This window comes from Streptomyces nanhaiensis (assembly GCF_046614825.1).
GTDB classification, from domain to species: Bacteria; Actinomycetota; Actinomycetes; order Streptomycetales; family Streptomycetaceae; genus Streptomyces; species Streptomyces radiopugnans.
Genome location: NZ_JBKJFM010000060.1, coordinates 14050 through 31628 on the forward strand (window position 1 = coordinate 14050; position 17579 = coordinate 31628).

Genomic DNA, 17579 nt, shown 5'->3' on the forward strand with positions numbered 1-17579 from the left:
GTCCCCCGTGCTGCGGCCGTGTCGCGGCGCGGCGCCCGCCCGCCGTCAGGCGGCGGTCGTGACGTGCTCGGCGCCGAGCGGCCGGTGCGGCGCGATGACCTGCCCGTCCGGCAGCAGTTCGCCGGTGTCCTCGAAGAGCAGGACGCCGTTGCACAGCAGGCTCCAGCCCTGCTCCGGGTGGTGCGCCACGAGATGGGCGGCCTCCCGGTCGGCGGAGTCGGCTGACGGGCAGGGCGGTTGGTGCTGACACATGGTGGAGTTCTTTCGCTGCGGTGTGGTGGTGCTGCGGTTGGATGCGTGGTTCACGACCGCCCCCGTCTCTCTCGGTCGATCCCCCCAGTGTCGTCCCGCGGCCGGGATTCCGCAGGGATTTCGCCGCGGCTCTCCTCACGTTCCGATGACGCGCTCTCCCGGAAGGCGGTCGCCCGGCCCAGAAGCATCCGTTCGGGTGATGCCGGAGCCGTGGACGACCAGTCGTTCGAGAGGGCGGAGGTGACGGTGGTGCCCCGCGGCCGGACGGCCGCGGGGCACCACCGTCACCTCCGCCCGTCGCCGGGCCGCGCCGTCGCGGATCAGGCGGGCGTGCCCAGCAGGGGCGGGGGCACCAGCCGCCGGGTCAGCAGCGGCAGCAGGCCGTCGACGCGCTGCGGCCGGTGCGCCGCGATCCCGGGCGGGGCCGGAGCGAGCGGCACCAGCAGATCGGCCGGGGCGGGCGAGCCGTCGGCGGCGTCGGCCTCCGTGCCGGCGCGCAGCCACAGCGTCAGCATGTAGAGCTCCGGCATCGACAGCAGACGCGGCTGGTACGTCACCGGCAGTGTCTCGGCGCGGTGCAGGGCGGTCTCCGCGGAGGCGACGAACGGCCCCTCGCAGAAGTGGGAGAACGTCCAGCCGTCCGCCGTGAGCATCGCGTCGGCGGCGCCCACCACGTCGTGCGCGTCCCGCAGCAGGAAGCGCCAGCCGGTCAGCCTGGTGCGGGGCGGTCCGGCGGATGCGGTGATCCCGTCCAGCACGTGGAGCGGCAGGGAGAGGTCCGGGCGCACCGAGCCCGCCCGGGCCCGGAGGCCGGGAGGGGCGGCGTCGCCTCGGAGGCCGGCGGGAGAACCGAGGGCCGCGTGCACACTGCGCAGAGCGGGTGCCGGGGCCTGTTGGACACGCAGGGGCATGGTGGGTCGCCTCTCAATCGGAGACACGGTGGTGCTCAGCTGCTGGCGCGGACGGCGCTGTCGGCGTACGGAAGGGCCGTGAAGAAGGCCGGAAATGAGGGAGACGGCGGATGCGCGCCCATCATCGGGTCGCGTCTCAGCCGCTTTCGTGGAGTTTATACGAAGGTTGTTCAGCCAGTGTTTCGGCTAGCTGTCCCGCATGTTACCGGCAAGAGGCCATCCGGACATTTTCCGACGGTGTTTCATCTGCGAGTCCTCGGATGGCCGACCGCTGACCTGGAAAGCGGCTGACTATGCGGTCGTCCGTATCTTTTCGCTATTCCCTGCGGGCGGGATCCGCAGGTCCGATGTCAACGGGTGGATGTCGGCGAACCGGCGGTGGTTGCGTATCCCCGACGTATGACATGGGAATGTGCCCCGTGAAAGCCTGGGTCCAGCTTACCGGACCCTCACTGTCGCACGGGGCGTTATCTCTCGCATCCGCGGGGCATCATCCGGTCACGGTTCACTCGAGGAGGGACGCATCGATGGGCGAGAAGGTCGAGGCCAGCGGGTTCGCCCTGTCCGACCGCCGGCGATACCGGAACAAGCTCCAGCGGTGTCTCCAGGGACTGCGGCGGCTGCTGGACGAGCAGCGCTTCGACCGCCCCCGTGATCTCATGGGACTGGAGATCGAGCTGAACCTCGCGGACGCCGAGGGGATGCCCCGGATGATGAACACGCAGGTACTGGAACGCATTGCGAGCCGGGATTTCCAGACGGAATTGGGGCAGTTCAATCTCGAGGTGAACGTCCTTCCGCACCGGCTGTCCGGGCGAGTGCTGGACCAGCTCGCCGAGGAGCTTCGCACCGGTCTGGCCTACGCCGACCGCAAAGCCGCCGAGGTCGACGCGCGCATTGTGATGATCGGTATTCTGCCGACGCTCACGGGGGACGACCTGGTATCGGCGAACCTCACCGCCGCGGACCGCTACACGCTGCTGAACGACCAGATCATGGCCACCCGGGGCGAGGAGGTCGTCCTGGACATCGAGGGCGTGGAACACCTGAGGTACGCCTCGTCCTCCATCGCCCCGGAGGCCGCCTGCACCTCCGTGCAGCTCCACCTGCAGGTCACCCCCGGCCGCTTCGCCGACGTGTGGAACGCCGCCCAGGCAGTCTCGGCCGTCCAGGTCGCCGTGGGCGCCAACTCGCCCTTCCTCTTCGGCCGCGAGCTGTGGCGGGAGTCCCGCCCCCCGCTCTTCCTCCAGGCCACCGACACCAGGCAGCCGGAGCTGATCGCCCAGGGGGTGCGGCCGCGGACCTGGTTCGGCGAGCGGTGGATCTCCTCGGCCTACGAGCTGTTCGAGGAGAACAGCCGCTACTTCCCGCCGCTGCTGCCCATCTGCGAGGACGAGGAACCGCTGGAGGTGATGGACGCCGGAGGCACCCCCTCGCTGGCCGAGATGACGCTGCTCAACGGCACCGTCTACCGCTGGAACCGGCCCGTTTACGGCGTCGCCGACGGGGTGCCGCACCTGCGCGTGGAGAACCGGGTGCTGCCCGCCGGCCCCACCGTCACCGACGTACTGGCCAACACGGCCCTCTACTACGGTCTGGTGCGCGCACTGGCCGACGACCCGCGCCCGGTGTGGAACCGGATGCCGTTCTCCGCCGCCGCCGAGAACTTCGACGCCGCCTGCCGCCACGGCATGGACGCCCGGCTGTGGTGGCCCCGCCCCGGCCGCGGCGGGGAGCTGTCGGCCGTACCGGTGGACCGGCTGGTGCTGGAGGAGCTGCTGCCGATGGCCGCCCGGGGCCTGGACGTCTGGGGCATCGAGCCCGGTGACCGGGACCGCTATCTGTCGGTCGTCGAGGAGCGCTGCCGTCGCCGGGTCAACGGGGCGTCCTGGCAGGCCGACGCCTACCACCGGGCCCTGGAGGGCGGACTGGACCGGGAGAAGGCGCTGGCGGCGACGGTGCGGCGCTACTGCGAGCTGGTGCGCACCGGGGAGCCGGTGCACGGCTGGCCGGCCGGTCCGTAGGCCGCGGCGGCCCGGAGCGCTTCCGGGCCCGGGGGCCCGCACCGCGCGCCCCCGGGCCCCGCCCTCTGCCCCCCCGCCTCGCCGCCCTTGGCCGGGCCCGCCGCCGGAGGGCGGGAGCGGTGGGGCAGGCTGTGTCGTTCCATGTCCGGGGAACGGACGAACGGCACAGCGGGAGGCAGGGTGCGAGCGGGCGTGCGCGACGAGGAACACGGACCGGGGCGAGGACGGGAGCCGGAACCGGGAGGCGGAGACGGTACGCCCGGCAGGCGGGTGCTGGGCCGCGAGACGCTGCTGGTGCTGGCGCTGTCGCTGGGCGCGAGCGCCCTGTCGGCGCTCATCAGCTTCGTCGGGTCGCTGACCCGGCCGGGCGGGCTGAAGGACCAGGCGGCCCGGCTCAACGGCTCGTACGCCCCCGACCGGCCCTGGCTGGACCTGGCCTGGCAGCTGTTCGGCATCGCCACCGCCCTGGTGCCGGTCCTGCTCGTCGCCCACCTCCTGACGCGCGAGGGGCCGGGGAGCGGCACCGGAAGCGGGCCGGGGCTGGGCAGGATCGGCTTCGACCTGCGCCGTCCCTGGTCCGACCTGGGCCGGGGCGCGGTGGTCGCCGCCGGGATCGGAGGCAGCGGTCTGCTGCTCTACCTGGGAGCGAGGGCGAGCGGCTTCAACCTCACGGTGGTGCCCGAGTCGCTGCCGGACGTGTGGTGGAAGATCCCGGTGCTGATCGCCTCGGCGATCCAGAACTCCGTGGTGGAGGAGGTCATCGTCGTCGGCTACCTGCTGCGCAGGCTGGACCAGTTGGGGTGGAGCCCGGTGGCGGCGCTGGCCGCCAGCTCACTGCTGCGCGGGTCGTACCACCTCTACCAGGGGATCGGCGGGTTCGTCGGCAACGTGGTGATGGGGGTGATCTTCGTGTGGCTGTACCGGCGGTGGGGGCGGGTCGGCCCGCTGGTCGCCGCGCACGCCCTGATCGACATCGTGGCGTTCGTCGGGTACGCGCTGCTGGCGGGCCGGGTGGACTGGCTGCCCACGGGCTGACGGCCGTCCGCGGCCCGCCCCCGTCCGGTGGTACGGCTACGAGCGCGCCGGCTCACGGCCCGGCGAGCAGCTCCCCGTCGATGACGGTCACGGCCTCCCCCGTCAGCAGGGTGCGGTCGCCGCGCAGGGTGGTGCGCACCAGGCCGGTGCGGGCCGACGCCTGGAGACCGGTGAGGCGGTCGCGGCCCAGCCGGCCCGACCACAGGGGCGCGAGCGCGGTGTGGGCGCTGCCGGTGACCGGGTCCTCGTCGATGCCGACGGCCGGACCGAAGAAGCGCGACACGTAGTCGTACGCCCCGCCCTCGTCCGAGGCCCGCGCGGTGACGATGACGCCCCGGTGGCCCAGCCGCGCCAAGGCGGCCAGGTCTGGGGCCAGGGTGCGCACGGTCTTCTCGTCGGCCACTTCGACCAGCAGGTCGCCGATGTCGGGTCCGGTGTCGTGGGCGGAGAGCACATCGGCGCCCAGGGCCGCGCGGACGTCCTCGCCCACGGGGATCTCGGTGAGCGGGGCGGTGGGGAAGTCCAGGGTGATCGAGCCGTCGGCGGCCGCCTCGGCGGTGAGGATGCCGCTGCGGGTGGCGAACCGGATGGTGCCGGCCGCCGCGCCGGTGGAGCGCAGCACATGGGCGGTGGCGAGCGTGGCGTGGCCGCAGAGGTTGACCTCGGTGACGGGGGTGAACCAGCGCAGTGCCCAGTCGGCCTCGGAGCTCTCGGGCAGTGGGCGGGCGTAGGCGGTCTCGGAGAGATTGACCTCGGCGGCGAGCCGCTGGAGCCGGTCGTCACCGGGGAACGGCCCGGAGTCCAGGAGCACGACGGCGGCGGGGTTGCCCGCGAAGGGCCGGCCGGTGAAGGCGTCGACGATACGAATCCTCATGATCGGCAGCCTAGAAGGCCCGGGCGGCACCGGCCACGGCCAATGGCGCTCGGGTGGCCCCCCGGTACCCGGTTGCCGGGCGGTCCGGGGACCGCCGCAGGCGGCTGCGGGGAGTGACCGGGGAAGGGGCGGGCACGCGCCAGGACGCGGTGCGCGGCGGTGCGGCACCACGGTGCGGGGCCGCCGCGCGCCTATCCTGGCCGACGTCCCGCGCCGCGCCGGAACCGCCGTCCGTCCCTGCGCAGCCGCGCCGCGCGTACGGACGGACGGTGGCCGGACGGACGGCGGCCGGCCGGGCCCGTACCCGTACCGCGTCCCACCAGGAGGCCACCGGATGGACCGCGACACCGAGACGGCGGACGCACAGGCCGCGGACACGCATGCCGGGAAGGCTCCCCCGGCCGACGTGCGGCGCCGGATCCCCCGTACGGACGTGGTGCTCTCCGACCCCAGGTTGACCGAGGCCGCCCGGCGCCTGGGGCGCGCCCTGGTGAAGAGCGCGGTCGTCCGGGCGCTGGAGCGCGCCCGGAGCGGTGAGATCCCCCCGGAGTCCGTCGCCGACGCCGCGGCCGGGGCGCTGCCTTTGACCGCCGGTGGGCTGCGGCCGGTGGTCAACGCCACCGGCGTGCTGCTCCACACCAACCTGGGCCGGGCCCCGCTGTCGCAGGCCGCCAGGGAGGCGGTGGACGCCGCCTGCGGCTTCACCGACGTGGAACTCGACCTGGCCACCGGCGCCCGATCCCGGCGCGGCGCCTCCGCCCTGGAAGCCCTGCGCGAGGCGGTGCCGCACGCCGAGGCCGCCCATGTGGTGGGCAACGGAGCCGCCGCCCTCGTCCTGGCCGCGACCGCGCTCGCGGCGGGGAAGGAGATCGTCGTCAGCCGGGGCGAGATGGTCGAGATCGGCGACGGCTTCCGCCTGCCCGACCTGCTGGTGTCCACCGGCGCCCGGCTGCGCGAGGTAGGCACCACCAACCGCACCCGTGCCGAGGACTACGCGGCGGCGATCGGCCCCGACACCGGTTTCGTGCTGAAGGTGCACCCCTCCAACTTCCGCATCACCGGGTTCACCCGGTCGGCCTCCGTCGCCGAACTGGCCCGGCTCTGCCCTCCCGGCATCCCCGTCGTCGCCGACATCGGCTCCGGGCTGCTGCGCCCCGAACCGGTGCTTCCGGACGAGCCGGACGCCTCCGGCTGGCTGCGCGCGGGCGCGTCCCTGGTCACCGCAAGCGGCGACAAACTGCTCGGCGGCCCGCAGTGCGGCCTGCTCCTGGGCCGGGCCGGCCTGGTGCGGCGCCTGGCCCGCCACCCGCTGGCCCGAGCGCTGCGGGTGGACAAGCTGACGCTGGCGGCGCTGGAGGCCACGGTGCGGGGCCCCGCCGCCCCCGTCCGCGCCATGCTCCACGCCGGCCCCGGGGATCTGAGGGCACGCGCCGACCGCCTCGCCGCCGAACTGCGCGGCGCGGACGTCGACGCACGCGCAGTGGACAGCGAGGCCGCCGTCGGCGGGGGAGGGGCGCCCGGCGTCACGCTGCCCAGTGCGGCGGTGGCGCTGCCCGAGGAGTACGCCGGGCCCCTGCGGCTGGGCGAACCCGCCGTCCTGGGACGGGTGGAGGGCGGGCGGTGCCTGGTCGACCTGCGCACCGTCCCGCCGGAGCGGGACGCCGATGTGGCGGAGGCCGTACGGCGGGCGGCCAAGGCCGCCGCGAACGACCGGGGAGAGGGGTGAGCGGGGAGGTGCACGTCATCGCCACCGCCGGCCACGTCGACCACGGCAAGTCGACCCTCGTACGCGCGCTGACCGGTATGGAGCCCGACCGCTGGGAGGAGGAGCGCCGCCGCGGCCTCACCCTCGACCTGGGCTTCGTGTGGACCTCCCTGCCCGGCGCCGGGCAGGTCGCCTTCGTCGACGTGCCCGGCCACGAGAAGCTGGTCGGCAACATGCTGGCCGGAGTCGGGCCGGTGCCCGCCGTCCTGATCGCCGTCGCCGCCGACCAGGGCTGGCAGCCGCAGTCCGAGGAGCACCTCGCCGTCCTGGACGCGCTGCGGGTGCGGCACGGCGTACTCGCCGTCACCCGCGCCGATCTCGCCGACCCCGGTCCGGTCCGCGACGACGCGCTCGCCAGGATCGCCGGGACCTCGCTGGGCAAGGTCGAGGCCGTGCCCGTCAGCGCCGTCACCGGTGCGGGGCTGGAGGAGCTGCGCGCCGCCCTGGTCCGGCTGACCGCCGCGCTGCCCGAGCCCGACCGGGCCGCCGACGTACGCCTGTGGGTGGACCGCTCCTTCACCGTGCGCGGCCGCGGCACCGTGGTGACCGGCACTCTCGCCGCGGGCACGGTCCGCGCCGGCGACCGCCTCGCCCTCGCCTCCGACGGCAGGGCGGTGGTCCGCGTGCGCGGACTGCAGTCCCTCAAGGAGGACCGCGAGGAGGTGGGCGCGGTCGCCCGCGTCGCGGTCAACGTGCACGGCGCCGGGGCCGACGCGCTGCGGCGCGGCGAGGCCCTGCTCACCCCGGACCGCTGGCTCACCACCGGCCTGCTGGACGTACGGCTGCACGGCGACCCGGCGGCCGACCTGCCCCGGAACCTGGTGCTGCACGCCGGCTCCGCCGCCGTCCCCGCCGCCGTCCGGCCGCTGGGGACGCAGACCGCCCGCCTGACCCTGGAGCGCCCGCTGCCGCTGCGGGTGGGCGACGTGGCGCTGCTGCGGGACCCGGGCAGGCACCGGATTCCCGCCGGGGTCACCGTGCTCGACGTCCGCCCGCCCCGGCTGGAGCGGCGCGGTGCGGGACGGGCCAGGGCCCGGGAGCTGGAGACGGCCACCGGCGCACCGGACGGCGCTGCCCAGGTGCGGCGCCGGGGTCTGGTGCGGGGCGCCGAACTGCTGGCGATGGGAGTGCGCCCCCTGTACGAACCCGTCGCCGGCGACTGGCTCGCCGACCCCGGCCACTGGGCCGGGCTGCGGCGTGCGCTGGTGCGGGCGGTGGAGGAGCACGCGGCCCGGCAGCCGATGGACCCGGGGCTGTCCGCCGAGGCCGCCCGCCGCGCCCTCGGCCTGCCCGAACGCGCCCTCGTCCGGGCCCTGGTGGACGCCGCGCCCCGGCCTGGACTGGAGTACCGCGACGGCCGGGTCTACGGCAGCGCCGCACGTCCCCGGTTGCCGCCGCGGGTGCGCGGGGCGGTGGACGCGGTACGCGCCGAACTGCGCACCGCGCCCTTCCGCGCCCCGGAGGCGCACCGGCTGGCGGAACTCGGCCTCACCCCCGGCGCGGTCGCCGCCGCCGTCGCCGCGGGCGAACTGCTCCGGGTCGGCGACGGGATCGTGCTGCTGCCCGGCGCCGACACCCGGGCCGCCGGACTGCTGGCCCGGCTGGAGCAGCCCTTCACCACCAGCGAGGCGCGCCGCGCCCTGGACACCACGCGCCGGGTCGTGATCCCCCTGCTGGAGCACCTGGACGCACGCGGTCTGACGGTCCGCCTGGACAACACCCGGCGGCGCTGCGGGCCTCCGGCCGGCCGGGCGGCCGACGCACCGGGCGGCTGACGGACCGGGCGGCGGCACCCGGTGCGGCGGCGGGAGACGACTGGAGAGGAGCGGAACGCACCGTGCCGCCCCGCCGGCCGCGGCGGCCCACTACGCTCCCTGCGCGAAGCATCAGCGCGAGGAGGGGGCTTGCCGATGTCCGACCACCAGCCCGACCACCACCGCGGCGACCGGTCCGACCACCGGTCGGGCGGCGCGATCGGCGGAAGAACCGGTACGCGTGCGCGCAGGCTCATCAACGACGGGGACCCCCGTGTCGTGGCGGTCGAACGGCAACTGGGCCCGGAACTGGTCGAGCCGCTCCCCCCGGAGCGGCTGCGCTACCTCGCGGCCCTGGCCGTCGCCGTGTGCGACGAGCACGGCGACCGCGGCCGGTCCGTACGGCGCGGGGAGCGCACCGGGCTCGGGGAACGCACCCGTTCGGCCCGCTCGGAGCGCAGCCGTGCCACCCGCGCGCTCGCGGGCGTCCTGACGGGGGTGATCCTGCTCCTGCTGCTGGTCCTGGCCGCCTCGGTGGTCGCCGCGGTGGCCGCAGCCGTCATCGCCCTGTGGCGCGCCGTGCTCTGAAGCCGGCCCGCGGCTGCCCCGAACGGGCCCGGGAGGTGGTGGCAGGACCGGGTAGCGGTGAGGCTGGGGAGGGCGACCGACCCCGGAGAGGTGATCTTCATGCCCATGCCCCCGATCGACCGCGGTGACCTGGGACTGCTCGTCCTCAGAGCGGGCGCGGGCGGTGTCCTGTTCGCGCACGGCGCCCAGAAGCTCTTCGGCTGGTTCGGCGGGCACGGCCTGGAGGGCACCCGGGAGGCCATGGAGTACATGGGCTTCACCCCCGGCAGGACCAGCGCGCTCACCGCAGGGCTCGCCGAGGCCGGCGGCGGCGTGCTGCTGGCCCTGGGCCTGGCCACGCCGGCCGCGGGAGCGGCGGTCGCGGGGACCATGACGGGCGCGGTGTCGGTCCACGCCCCGGCGGGCTTCTTCGTCACCGAGGGCGGTTACGAGTACCCGGCCTTCCTGGGGTTCGTCGCCACCTGCCTGAGCATCACCGGCCCGGGGCGACACTCACTGGATCACGCGCTGGGCCACCGCCTCAACCGCCCCTGGGTGATGGCCGCCGCCTTCGCGGCGAGCACCGCGGCGGCCGCCGCCGTCCTGCGCCGCCGGGCGGGCGCGCTCGGCGGCGGACCGGAGCAGGCGACGCCTCCCGGCGCGGGCCCGCTGCCGGACTGACGGCGCCGGAACCGCTCCTGAGCGGGCGTTCGGCACGGGACACGGGGAGCCGGCGCGGCGCTTCTGCGCTCCTGCATCGAGGGGTGCCGGCCGAGCGAGGAGGAACCACCGGGCGAGGCGCCGGGGCCGGCGGCCGAACAGGAACCGGGGAGGGCACACGGAAGCGGTGAGCGGCGGCGCTCCGCCGGCCCGGTGGGCGGCCGGCGGAGGCGGATGGGAATCGAACCCACCTGCCCGAGATCCTCGGGCACCTCGGTTTTGAAGACCGGGAGGGCCACCAGGCACCCTTACGCCTCCATGCCGCCGGAGCACTCGTGCCCTGACGTGGATCATCCAAACGCCCGTGCCCGGAGGGAGTCAATCTCCTCCTGCGGCGTTTCGGCCGGTGGCGGCGGGGCAGTCAGTGCCGCGACGCCCGGCACGGGCCGGTGAGAGGGGATCGCGATGTACACCCGGAACGAGACGGACGGCCACCGGGACAGCGGCGCGGTGGACGCGCCCGTACGGCTGACCCGGTACGCGCACGGCGGCGGCTGCGCCTGCAAGATCCCGCCCGGCGAACTCGAGGACGCCGTGGCCGGGCTGACGGGGATCCGGCCCGCGGCCGAACCCGCCGGAGAACTGCTGGTCGGGCTGGACACCGGCGACGACGCGGCCGCCGTACGCCTGCCCGGGCCGGAGGGTGGGCCCGCCGTCGTCGCCACCGCCGACTTCTTCACCCCCGTGGTGGACGACCCCTACCACTGGGGGCGCATCGCCGCCGCCAACGCGCTGTCGGACGTGTACGCCATGGGCGGCCGCCCCCTGGTGGCGGTGAACCTGCTGGGCTGGCCGCGCGGGAAGCTGCCGTTCGAGCTGGCGCGGGAGGTGCTCAGAGGCGGGCTGGAGGTCGCCGGGCAGGCGGGCTGCCACGTCGGCGGCGGCCACAGCGTCGACGACGTCGAGCCCAAGTACGGCATGGCCGTCACCGGGATCGCCGACCCGGACAGGCTGCTGCGCAACGACGCCGGGCGGCCGGGGGTGCCGCTGTCGCTGACCAAGCCGCTGGGCCTGGGCGTGCTCAACAACCGGCACAAGGCCACCGGCGAGTTCTTCGGGCACGCGGTGGAGACCATGGCGGCCCTCAACCGGGACGCCGCGGAGGCGGCCCTGGCGGTAGGAGCGCGGTGCGCCACGGACGTCACCGGCTTCGGGCTGCTGGGCCACCTGTACAAGATGGCGCGCGCCTCGGGGGTGACCGCCGTGGTGGACTCATCGGCCGTCCCCTACCTGGACGGAGCGCGGGAGGCGGTCCGCGACGGCTACGTCAGCGGCGGCACCCGCCGCAACCTCGACTGGGTCGCCCCGCACACCGACTTCGGCTCCGCCGACGAGCACACCCGGCTGCTGCTGGCCGACGCCCAGACCTCCGGCGGCCTGCTGGTGGCGGGGGAGATCCCCGGCGCGCCCGTGATCGGCGAGCTGACCGCGGCCGGCGGGCACGCGCTGGTGATCCGCTGACGGGGCGCCGCCGGCGCGGGCGGGACCGAGCCGACGGCACGTCACATCTGCGTACCGGTCTCCTCGGTGATGCCCGCCCGCACCCGGTACTCGCGCACCAGGTCCAGCAGGGCCGGCCCGCGCGGCCTGCGGCCGGGACGGATGTCGCACGCCAGCGCCTTGGTCTCCTGGATGTGCACATTGGGGTCCACGGCCAGGTGGAGCAGTTCGTTGGCGGCGTCCCCTCGCGTGTAGCCGTTGGGCCCCCAGTGGTAGGGGAGCCCGATCTGGTGCAGCGTCCGGCCCTGGACCCGGATCGGTGACATCCGGTCGGTCACCAGCACCCGCGCCTCGATCGCGGTCCGGGCGCTGACCACCGTCGCCCAGCCCAGGTGCTCCAGTCCCCGCTCGGCCGCCAGCTCCGGCGAGACCTCGCAGAAGAACTCCGGCTGGAGCTCGGCCAGATACGGCTGCCAGCGGGACATGCCGCCCGCGGTGTGGTGCTCGGTGAGCCGGTAGGTGGTGACCACGTACGGGAAGACATCCGAGCCCGGCTCCGCGCCGCTGGGCTGGAAACGGTTGTACGGGTGCCGCACCAGGAACTCCCGCACCGGGTTGCGCTGCCGGCCGTAGAGGGGGTTGGTGAACGGCGACTCCTGCGGCTCGTAGTGCGCCGGCAGCGGCCCGTCCATCAGCCCCGTGGGCACGTACAGCCACGCCTTGCCGTCCGCCTGCATGATGAAGGCGTCCGTGCCCGACAGCGCCTCGGCGCCCCTGGCTCCCTCCGGCGGTACGTGGTCGGGAGGCCTGGTTGCCGGGAAGTCAGGGACGTCGTGGCCGGTCCACTCCCCACGGTCCGCGTCCCACCACACCAGCGCCTTGCGCTCGCTCCACGGCCTGCCCTCGGGATCGGCCGAGGCCCGGTTGTACAGGATCCGCCGGTTGGCGGGCCACGCCCACGCCCACTCGGGGGCGACCCAGTTCTGCTCGCCGCCCGGCTTGCGGCGGGCCGCCTGGTTGACGCCGTCGGCGTAGACGCCGCAGTAGATCCAGCAGCCGCTGGAGGTGGATCCGTCGTCCTTCAGCTGGGTGTAGGACGACAGCGGCCTGCCCTCGGCGTCGAAGCCGTTGATCTCGGCGAGCACGGCCTCGGCGTCCGGCTCGGCGGTCTCGCCCCTGACCGGGTAGTCCCAGGTCAGATCCAGGACGGGACGGTCCATCTCCTCGGTGGAGCCGGCCAGCTTCCGCCGGATGATCCGGCCCAGGTGGTACATGAACCACAGGTCGCTGCGGGCCTCGCCCTCCGGCTCCACCGCCTGGTAGTGCCACTGGACCATGCGCTGGGTGTTGGTGAAGCTGCCGTCCTTCTCGGTGTGCGAGGCCGCCGGCAGGAAGAACACCTCGGTGCCGATGTCCTCGGTGCGCAGCTCGCCCGACTCGATCTCCGGTCCGTCCTTCCACCAGGTGGCGCTCTCGATCAGGGAGAAGTCCCGCACCACCAGCCAGTCCAGGTTGGCCATGCCCAGCCGCTGCAGCCTGGCGTTGGCCGAGCCGACCGCGGGGTTCTCGCCCATCAGGAAGTAGCCCCGGCACACACCGTCCAGCTGCTGCTGGACGGTGTCGTAGGTGCTGTGCGAACCGGTCAGGCGCGGCAGGTGGTCGAAGCAGAAGTCGTTGTCCGCGGTCGCCGCGTCCCCCCAGTAGGCCTTGAGCAGGCTCACCATGTAGTCCCGCATGTGGCCCCAGTAGCCCTTGTCCGCAGCCTCGGCCTCGATGAACATGTCGAGGTCCTCGCCGGTGTGGGAGTGCGGCATAGGGATGTACCCGGGCAGCAGGTTGAAGAGCGTCGGGATGTCGCTGGAGCCCTGGATGGAGGCGTGGCCGCGCAGGGCCAGGATGCCGCCGCCCGGCCGTCCCATGTTCCCCAGCAGGGTCTGCAGGATCGCGGCGGCGCGGATGTTCTGGACACCGGTGGTGTGCTGGGTCCAGCCGACGGCGTAGGCGATCGCCGTGGTGCGGTCCCGGCCCGAGTTCTCGGTGACCAGCTCGCAGACCTTCTCGAACAGGTCGCGCGGCACCCCGCAGGCCTTCTCCACCATCTCCGGGGTGTAGCGGGAGAAGTGCCGCTTGAGCACCTGGAAGACGCAGCGCGGGTGGGAGAGCGTCTCGTCCCGGCGCGGCACGCCCTCACCGATGGCGGGCCCGCCGGAGCCGTGGGACTCGCCGCGGGCCTCGTGGGAGATCTCGCTCTCGCTGTCGGTGGTGATCTTCGGGTAGTGCTCCTCCCGGTGGCCGGAGGCCGCCTGCGTCGTCATCCCCTCGTACTGCCAGGTGCTCGCGTCGTAGATCCGCTCCCGCGGGTCCAGGCCGGAGAAGACGCCGTCGAGGTCCTCGGTGTCGCGGAAGTCCTCCCGCAGGATCACCGGGGCGTTGGTGTACGCCAGGAGGTACTCGCGGAAGTACTTCTCGTTGCTCAGGACGTGGTTGACCAGCCCGCCCAGGAACGCGACGTCACTGCCCGCGCGCAGCGGCACGTGCACGTCGGACATGGCGCTGGTGCGGGTGAAGCGCGGATCGACGTGGATCACCTTCGCGCCGCGGGCCCTGGCCTCCATCACCCACTGGAAGCCCACCGGGTGGCACTCGGCCATGTTCGAACCCTGGATGACGATGCAGTCCGAGTTCTGCAGGTCCTGCTGGAAGGTGCTGGCGCCGCCGCGCCCGAACGAGGTCCCCAGACTGGGGACCGTGGAGGAGTGTCAAATACGGGCCTGATTCTCGATCTGCACCGCGCCCAGCGCCGTGAACAGCTTCTTGATCAGGTAGTTCTCCTCGTTGTCGAGCGCCGCGCCGCCGAGGTGGGCGAAGCCCATGGTGCGCCGCACCCGCTTGCCCTCGTGCTCCCACTGCCAGCCGGCCCGGCGCGCCTCGATCACCCGGTCGGCGATCATGTCCATCGCCGTGTCCAGGTCCAGCCGCTCCCACTCGGTGCCGTGGGGGCGCCGGTACAGGACGTGCTTCGCACGGGCGGATCCGGTGGTCAGCTGGAGGCTCGCCGACCCCTTGGGGCACAGCCGCCCCCGGGAGACCGGGGAGTCGGGGTCGCCCTCGATCTGGGTGACCTTCCCGTTCTCGACGTAGACGTTCTGGGCGCAGCCGACCGCGCAGTAGGGGCAGATGGACTTCACCACCCTGTCGGCGGTCTCCACCCGCGGCGTCAGGTTCGCGGTGTGCTCGCTCCGGGCCGCGGCACCGCGGCCCAGCGGGTCGTCACCGGTGAGCTGCCGGTAGACCGGCCAGGAGTTGATCCAGGTTCGGATGCCCACGTCTGCCGTCCTCGCTGAACTCGTGCCACTGGTCCTGGGTGCGACCGCCCGTGCCGTCCCCCGCCGGGGGACGGCACGGGCCACCCTGTCACCGGTTCTCCGGGGTACCCGGGGCCGCGCCCGCCAAACCGCCCGGACCGGCCGAACCGGCGCTCACGCCGCCGGTCCACCGTCCTCGCCGCCCCCGCCGTCCGTTCCGCCGGTACCGCCCGCTTCGCCGCCGGAAGTCGCGCGGCGGCGCTCCCGGGCCCGGGCCCGCAGCCGTTCGCGCTGGGGCAGGACCGTGTACTTCGGGTCCTCCGCGGAGGCCACGCCCGCCGTGAAGACTCCGAACCGCAGGGCCGCCGAACCGGCCAGCAGGGCAGCTCCCGAGAGCGCCGCGGCCGTCCGGCTGCGCCGCCCGGCCAGCAGCCCGGCGGCCGCGCCGGCCGCGGTGAGGGCCTTCGAGACGCGCATCAGGGCTCCGGGCCCGCCCCGCTCCAGCGGCTCGGCGGCCAGGCCCATGCGGCGGGTCATCACCGCGGTGGCGCCCAGTTCGAGCGCGGCCCCGAAGACGGCGGCGCGGCGAGCCGGGCCGGCCTGCTCCACCGGAGCGGCCAGCATGCCCAGCCCGGCGGCCGCGGCGACCCCCGAACCGGTGAAGGCGAAGGGCAGTTCGCGGTAGCCCTCGTGCCATGACGGCACGGCCGTGTCGGCGATCAGCACGGCCGTGTAGGAGGCGACGGCCGGTCCCAGCACCGCCGCGCCGGCGGTGGCCGCGGCGCCGGAGCGCCGGAAGAGGCCGGTCGCCTCGGTGACGGCGGACACCCCGGCGAGCGGGCCGTAGGCGGCCAGGAGCCAGGAACCCATGCTCATGGGCGAGGTGGGCTTGGCGACCCGCAGCATGTTGTAGAAGCGCCCGGGGCGGCCCAGGTCGTGGATCAGCGCCACCGTGGAGGCGGAGACGGCCCCCAGCGCCCCGATCTTCGCCGACCTGGCCAGGGCGCGGCGCCCGGTGGCGTGCGCCCCGGCGGCCAGCAGCGAGGAGCCCCCGGCCAGCCCGCCCAGGAAGAGGTAGCCCGCGATGTCGAGGGTCTTCCAGGTCGGCGGGTTGAGGATCGGCAGGCCGTAGTACGAGGTGAACTCGGCCTCGGGGACGACCGGTCGCTCCCCGCGCCCGCGCCTGCGCCGGTGCCTGCCGCCGCCCTGGCCGGTCGCGGCCGTCCGGCCGGGGCGCTCGCCGTCGCTCTGCGCCCCTCCGGGGCTGCCGGATGCGCTCGTCCCGCCGGGCCCGGCCTCCGGCACGTTTGGCTCCGGGGCGCTCACCGGCGCCTGCCCGCGAAGCAGGCGGCCACCCCGGCGGCCATCGCCGCCGCAGCCACCGCCGCGTGCCGCCACATCGACGGCAGGTCACGGGTGGTCACCACCGGGTCGGGCGGCAGGCCGTAGGTCTCCGGTTCGTCCAGCAGCAGGAAGAAGGCGCCGTCGCCGCCGACGCCGTCGTCGGGGTCCTCGCCGTACAGCCGGGCGTCGGGCACACCGGCGGCGTGCAGTTGCGCGACCCGGGCGGCGGCCCGCTCCCGCAGCTCGTCCAGCGGGCCGAACTGGATGGAGTCGGTGGGGCACGCCTTGGCGCAGGCCGGCTCCATCCCCGCGCCCAGCCGGTCGTAGCACAGGGTGCACTTCCAGGCGCGGCCGTCGCCCTCGCGCTGGCCGATCACCCCGTAGGGGCAGGCCGGGACGCAGTAGCCGCAGCCGTTGCAGATGTCCTCCTGGACGACGACGGTGCCGAACTCGGTGCGGAACAGCGAGCCCGTGGGGCACACGTCCAGGCAGGCCGCGTGGGTGCAGTGCTTGCACACGTCCGAGGCCATCAGCCAGCGCAGTTCGGGGCGCCCGTCGGGCGCGAGCGGGGAGATCTCGCCGGCGGGGGCGCCCGGCCCGGCCCCCGGGGCGCCCGGCTCGGGGACCGTGGCGCCCAGACGCCCCGCGGCGGCGAAGACGTCGAAGTCGCCCATGCCGTCCGTGCCGCCGGCACCGCCGACGGGGCCGCGCTCCACACCCGGCTCCTGGCTCCCCAGGGGCTTGCGCTGCTCGATGAAGGCCACGTGCCGCCAGGTGGAGGCGCTCAGCCCCTGGGAGTTGTCGTAGGACATGCCGGTCAGCTCCAGGCCGTCCTCGGGCACGGCGTTCCACTCCTTGCACGCCACCTCGCACGCCTTGCATCCGATGCAGACCGAGGTGTCGGTGAAGAAGCCCACACGTGGCGGGTGGTCGCGGTGGCCCGCGGCACCCGCCACGTCCGGCTGCGCGCCGTGGAGCAGGCCCCCCGCGGTGGACGGCCCGGTGTCCCCGGTCTGTGCGGCGGTGTCGGTCATGGAGCCACTGTCTCCCTTCCGGTGCACCCGTCGGCGGCTGTGCTGTCCACGGGTCCCCGGAAGACGGCCGGGCGAAACGGGACCGTTCGTTCCTCCGTCCGCGGAAGGAGGCGGCGGGCCGGGCACCCCGCCTGCGGGGGGAGGCGCGAATGGGCCTCGGCGCGGATGCCCGGGCGCGGGCGGGGTGATGGGGTGGGGAGCGTGCACAGTCATACGTCCCGCCAGGCCACGGCCGGCCGGAGACCGGAGGTCTGCGCCGTGCTCGGCCCGGGGCCGGCGGCGGCGCTGTCGAGCGCGCGCCGCCGTGCCGGGCGGGCCGGAGACCGGCATGTCGACACCGCCCATCTGCTGCACGGCCTGGTCGAGTCGGACCAGACCGTGCGCGAGGCCCTGGGCGGCACGGCGCGCCTGACGCGGGTGCTCGGCTATCTGGCGCAGCGCAGCATCGGATACGGGCTGCGCTGGCAGCGGGCGGTGGAGGGCGCGGCGGGGGAGGCCGGGGCCGCCCCGGCCGCCGCCCCGGCCGGTGCTCCCGGCTGCTCCCCGGCCGCGGA

13 protein-coding genes, 1 tRNA gene and 1 pseudogene are annotated in these 17579 nt (G+C 74.8%); 8 read left to right on the forward strand and 7 right to left on the reverse strand.

Annotated elements, in window-relative coordinates; all coding sequences use genetic code 11:
* Positions 1 to 45: 45 nt before the first annotated feature.
* The gene (locus ACLIYP_RS15240) at positions 46 to 252 is read right to left on the reverse strand and encodes a DUF5999 family protein (protein WP_412696857.1); all 207 of its coding nucleotides are present in this window, start codon (positions 250 to 252) and stop codon (positions 46 to 48) included.
* 320 nt (positions 253 to 572) lie between these two features.
* Positions 573 to 1163 carry a hypothetical protein gene (locus ACLIYP_RS15245; RefSeq protein WP_412713670.1) on the reverse strand — a complete coding sequence of 197 codons (591 nt, stop codon included), beginning with the start codon at positions 1161 to 1163 and terminating at the stop codon, positions 573 to 575.
* 527 nt (positions 1164 to 1690) lie between these two features.
* On the opposite strand from ACLIYP_RS15245, the gene ACLIYP_RS15250 reads away from it, so the two are divergent.
* On the forward strand, positions 1691 to 3187 hold the full coding sequence (locus tag ACLIYP_RS15250) for a glutamate--cysteine ligase (RefSeq protein ID WP_412713671.1): 1497 nt from the start codon (positions 1691 to 1693) through the stop codon (positions 3185 to 3187).
* A 180-nt stretch (positions 3188 to 3367) separates the two neighbouring features.
* Positions 3368 to 4222, forward strand: coding sequence for a CPBP family intramembrane glutamic endopeptidase (locus tag ACLIYP_RS15255; protein ID WP_412713672.1), 855 nt, complete (start codon positions 3368 to 3370; stop codon positions 4220 to 4222).
* 52 nt (positions 4223 to 4274) lie between these two features.
* Here the strand turns inward: ACLIYP_RS15255 and ACLIYP_RS15260 are convergent, their stop codons facing one another.
* Positions 4275 to 5096 (reverse strand): PhzF family phenazine biosynthesis protein, encoded by an 822-nt coding sequence (locus ACLIYP_RS15260; protein ID WP_412713673.1) that lies wholly within the window; start codon positions 5094 to 5096, stop codon positions 4275 to 4277.
* Between the two features lie 334 nt (positions 5097 to 5430).
* Here ACLIYP_RS15260 and selA point away from each other — a divergent pair, with 334 nt between their 5' ends.
* The 4 genes from selA (at position 5431) to ACLIYP_RS15280 (ending at position 9863) form a co-directional block, all read left to right on the forward strand.
* On the forward strand, positions 5431 to 6822 hold the full coding sequence (selA, locus tag ACLIYP_RS15265; RefSeq protein ID WP_412713674.1) for an L-seryl-tRNA(Sec) selenium transferase: 1392 nt from the start codon (positions 5431 to 5433) through the stop codon (positions 6820 to 6822).
* Between the two features lie 8 nt (positions 6823 to 6830).
* Positions 6831 to 8636 (forward strand): selenocysteine-specific translation elongation factor, encoded by a 1806-nt coding sequence (gene selB / locus ACLIYP_RS15270; protein WP_412713681.1) that lies wholly within the window; start codon positions 6831 to 6833, stop codon positions 8634 to 8636.
* Positions 8637 to 8771: 135 nt separating this feature from the next.
* Positions 8772 to 9203, forward strand: a complete 432-nt coding sequence (locus ACLIYP_RS15275) for a hypothetical protein (RefSeq protein ID WP_412713675.1) — start codon at positions 8772 to 8774, stop codon at positions 9201 to 9203.
* Positions 9204 to 9308: 105 nt separating this feature from the next.
* Positions 9309 to 9863 (forward strand): DoxX family protein, encoded by a 555-nt coding sequence (locus ACLIYP_RS15280; protein ID WP_412713682.1) that lies wholly within the window; start codon positions 9309 to 9311, stop codon positions 9861 to 9863.
* Positions 9864 to 10067: 204 nt separating this feature from the next.
* On the opposite strand, the gene ACLIYP_RS15285 is transcribed toward ACLIYP_RS15280, so the two are convergent.
* A tRNA-Sec gene (locus ACLIYP_RS15285) sits at positions 10068 to 10160 on the reverse strand.
* A gap of 147 nt (positions 10161 to 10307) precedes the next feature.
* Between ACLIYP_RS15285 and selD the strand changes: the two genes are divergently transcribed.
* On the forward strand, positions 10308 to 11363 hold the full coding sequence (gene selD / locus ACLIYP_RS15290) for a selenide, water dikinase SelD (protein ID WP_412713676.1): 1056 nt from the start codon (positions 10308 to 10310) through the stop codon (positions 11361 to 11363).
* 41 nt (positions 11364 to 11404) lie between these two features.
* Here selD and fdh read toward each other — a convergent pair whose 3' ends face one another.
* From fdh to ACLIYP_RS15305, 3 genes are all read right to left on the reverse strand, one after another.
* Positions 11405 to 14668 (reverse strand): formate dehydrogenase, encoded by a 3264-nt coding sequence (fdh, locus tag ACLIYP_RS15295; RefSeq protein ID WP_412713677.1) that lies wholly within the window; start codon positions 14666 to 14668, stop codon positions 11405 to 11407.
* Positions 14669 to 14821: 153 nt separating this feature from the next.
* Positions 14822 to 15952, reverse strand: a complete 1131-nt coding sequence (gene nrfD / locus ACLIYP_RS15300) for an NrfD/PsrC family molybdoenzyme membrane anchor subunit (protein WP_412713678.1) — start codon at positions 15950 to 15952, stop codon at positions 14822 to 14824.
* Between the two features lie 17 nt (positions 15953 to 15969).
* The gene (locus ACLIYP_RS15305; protein WP_412713679.1) at positions 15970 to 17025 is read right to left on the reverse strand and encodes a 4Fe-4S dicluster domain-containing protein; all 1056 of its coding nucleotides are present in this window, start codon (positions 17023 to 17025) and stop codon (positions 15970 to 15972) included.
* Between the two features lie 201 nt (positions 17026 to 17226).
* Between ACLIYP_RS15305 and ACLIYP_RS15310 the strand changes: the two are divergent.
* Positions 17227 to 17579 (forward strand): annotated as a pseudogene (locus tag ACLIYP_RS15310) (hypothetical protein); the annotation flags it as partial.

Excerpts from the sequence above, each read along its gene's own strand:
- ACLIYP_RS15260 (WP_412713673.1), bottom strand. The coding sequence starts at position 5,096 with ATGAGGATTCGTATCGTCGACGCCTTCACCGGCCGGCCCTTCGCGGGC.
- ACLIYP_RS15245 (WP_412713670.1), bottom strand. The coding sequence starts at position 1,163 with ATGCCCCTGCGTGTCCAACAGGCCCCGGCACCCGCTCTGCGCAGTGTG.
- ACLIYP_RS15250 (WP_412713671.1), top strand. The coding sequence starts at position 1,691 with ATGGGCGAGAAGGTCGAGGCCAGCGGGTTCGCCCTGTCCGACCGCCGG.
- ACLIYP_RS15275 (WP_412713675.1), top strand. The coding sequence starts at position 8,772 with ATGTCCGACCACCAGCCCGACCACCACCGCGGCGACCGGTCCGACCAC.
- ACLIYP_RS15280 (WP_412713682.1), top strand. The coding sequence starts at position 9,309 with ATGCCCCCGATCGACCGCGGTGACCTGGGACTGCTCGTCCTCAGAGCG.
- selD (WP_412713676.1), top strand. The coding sequence starts at position 10,308 with ATGTACACCCGGAACGAGACGGACGGCCACCGGGACAGCGGCGCGGTG.
- ACLIYP_RS15305 (WP_412713679.1), bottom strand. The coding sequence starts at position 17,025 with ATGACCGACACCGCCGCACAGACCGGGGACACCGGGCCGTCCACCGCG.
- selA (WP_412713674.1), top strand. The coding sequence starts at position 5,431 with ATGGACCGCGACACCGAGACGGCGGACGCACAGGCCGCGGACACGCAT.
- ACLIYP_RS15240 (WP_412696857.1), bottom strand. The coding sequence starts at position 252 with ATGTGTCAGCACCAACCGCCCTGCCCGTCAGCCGACTCCGCCGACCGG.